We start from the raw sequence: 1,462 nt of genomic DNA, 5'->3' as shown, positions 1-1,462 counted from the left end.
GTAGCCGCCATGGATGAACATGTGCACCGGCAGGCGGTCGCGTTTGCCCTCCGGAAAGAACAGGTCGATGGTCTCGGTGGCATCCGCTCCATAGGCGATGTCGGCAACCATCGGTATTGTTGCGCGCACCTCCGTGCTGCGACGAACGATCTCGGCGACGATGTCGTCGAACTCGGCGACGTGGTCGCGGATGCGGAAAGGATCATTCTGCATGGGGTGCCCGTTCACATGGTCACGGCGATGTACTTCGCCTCCATGAACTCGGCAATGCCGTGCTTCTGTCCGCCTTCGCGGCCAAGGCCGCTCTGCTTGACGCCGCCGAAAGGTGCCGCCGGATCCGACATCAGGCCGCGATTGAGCGCGACCATGCCCGTTTCGATCTTCGATGCCACGTGCATGCCCCTGGCCAGATCACGCGTGTAGATGTAGGCGGCAAGGCCGTATTCCGTGTCGTTGGCGCGCGCGATGACTTCGTCCTCGTTCTCGAAGCGGCTGATCGGGGCCACCGGACCGAATATCTCCTCCTGCGCCATCTCGGCATTCGCGGGCACGTCCCGAAGGACGGTCGGCGGATAGAAATAGCCCTTGTCGTCGGCGACCGCGCCGCCGCACAGGATCCTGGCCCCACGGCCGACCGCGTCCTTGACCAGCCGATCGATCTTCTCGACGGCCTTCCTGGTAATCATCGGACCGCATTCGGTGTCCGGGTCGGTGCCTGAACCGAGCTTGAGCGCGGCCATGCGTTGGCGCAGACCTTCGGCAAACGCGTCATGGATGCCGGCCTGCGCGTAGATGCGGTTGGCTGCCGTGCAGGCCTCGCCGGCGTTTCGCATCTTGGCGACCATCGCGCCGTCGAGGGCCGCGTCCAGGTCGGCGTCATCGAAGACGATGAACGGGGCGTTGCCGCCGAGTTCCATCGAGCATGAGATGACGTGCTTGGCGGCTTCGGCCAGCAGAACACGACCCACGCCGGTCGAACCGGTGAAGGATAGCTTCCGGACGCGCGGGTCGGCGAGCATGGCGGAGGTCACTGGTCCGGGGTTCGAAGTGGTGAGCACATTGACGACGCCGGGAGGCACACCCGCCTCCTCGTACAGCGCGGCGAGCGCGTAGGCGGTCAGGGGCGTCTCGCTGGCGGGCTTCAGAATGACGGTGCAGCCGGCGGCCAGCGCCGGCGCGATCTTGCGTGTCGCCATGGCGGCGGGGAAATTCCAGGGCGTTATGAGCACGCAGATGCCGATCGGATGATAATCGACGACGATCCGGTTGGCGCCTGACGGCGCCAGGCCGAACTCGCCGCTGATGCGCACCGCTTCCTCGGCATTCCAGCGGAAGAATTCAGCCGCATAGGCGACCTCGCCGCGCGCGTCGCGCAGCGCCTTGCCGTTCTCCAGCGAGATCAGCGCCGCCAGCGTATCGGACCGTTCGACCATCAATTCGAAAGAACGCCGCAGTATTTCCG

The 1,462-nt window shown here is 65.3% G+C and carries 1 protein-coding gene and 1 pseudogene; both read right to left on the bottom strand.

Annotated elements, in window-relative coordinates:
- Positions 1-213: pseudogene (locus tag FJ980_RS31410) on the bottom strand (alpha/beta hydrolase); the annotation flags it as partial.
- Between the two features lie 11 nt (positions 214-224).
- On the bottom strand, positions 225-1,462 hold a 1,238-nt coding region (locus tag FJ980_RS31405; protein WP_140547414.1), incomplete at its 5' end, for an NAD-dependent succinate-semialdehyde dehydrogenase.

The sequence above is a fragment of the Mesorhizobium sp. B1-1-5 genome (assembly GCF_006443065.1).
In the GTDB taxonomy this organism is placed as follows: domain Bacteria; phylum Pseudomonadota; class Alphaproteobacteria; order Rhizobiales; family Rhizobiaceae; genus Mesorhizobium.
This window is presented reverse-complemented; position numbering and strand designations above follow the sequence as displayed.